1 protein-coding gene is annotated in these 820 nt (G+C 52.4%); it reads left to right on the top strand.

Going from position 1 to position 820, the window contains the following annotated elements:
* Window positions 1-63 precede the first annotated feature (63 nt).
* The gene (locus HX005_RS19570) at window positions 64-768 is read left to right on the top strand and encodes an IS6-like element IS26 family transposase (RefSeq protein ID WP_001067855.1); all 705 of its coding nucleotides are present in this window, start codon (window positions 64-66) and stop codon (window positions 766-768) included.
* The last annotated feature ends 52 nt before the right edge of the window (window positions 769-820 follow it).

Genomic DNA, 820 nt, shown 5'->3' with positions numbered 1-820 from the left:
GGCACTGTTGCAAATAGTCGGTGGTGATAAACTTATCATCCCCTTTTGCTGATGGAGCTGCACATGAACCCATTCAAAGGCCGGCATTTTCAGCGTGACATCATTCTGTGGGCCGTACGCTGGTACTGCAAATACGGCATCAGTTACCGTGAGCTGCAGGAGATGCTGGCTGAACGCGGAGTGAATGTCGATCACTCCACGATTTACCGCTGGGTTCAGCGTTATGCGCCTGAAATGGAAAAACGGCTGCGCTGGTACTGGCGTAACCCTTCCGATCTTTGCCCGTGGCACATGGATGAAACCTACGTGAAGGTCAATGGCCGCTGGGCGTATCTGTACCGGGCCGTCGACAGCCGGGGCCGCACTGTCGATTTTTATCTCTCCTCCCGTCGTAACAGCAAAGCTGCATACCGGTTTCTGGGTAAAATCCTCAACAACGTGAAGAAGTGGCAGATCCCGCGATTCATCAACACGGATAAAGCGCCCGCCTATGGTCGCGCGCTTGCTCTGCTCAAACGCGAAGGCCGGTGCCCGTCTGACGTTGAACACCGACAGATTAAGTACCGGAACAACGTGATTGAATGCGATCATGGCAAACTGAAACGGATAATCGGCGCCACGCTGGGATTTAAATCCATGAAGACGGCTTACGCCACCATCAAAGGTATTGAGGTGATGCGTGCACTACGCAAAGGCCAGGCCTCAGCATTTTATTATGGTGATCCCCTGGGCGAAATGCGCCTGGTAAGCAGAGTTTTTGAAATGTAAGGCCTTTGAATAAGACAAAAGGCTGCCTCATCGCTAACTTTGCAACAGTGCC

It is taken from the genome of Acinetobacter sp. R933-2, assembly GCF_030325485.1.
GTDB classification, from domain to species: domain Bacteria; phylum Pseudomonadota; class Gammaproteobacteria; order Pseudomonadales; family Moraxellaceae; genus Acinetobacter; species Acinetobacter sichuanensis.
The sequence above is the reverse complement of the archived record's forward strand: the minus strand, read 5'-3'. Positions and strand labels throughout refer to the sequence as shown.

Excerpts from the sequence above, each read along its gene's own strand:
- HX005_RS19570 (WP_001067855.1), top strand. The coding sequence starts at position 64 with ATGAACCCATTCAAAGGCCGGCATTTTCAGCGTGACATCATTCTGTGG.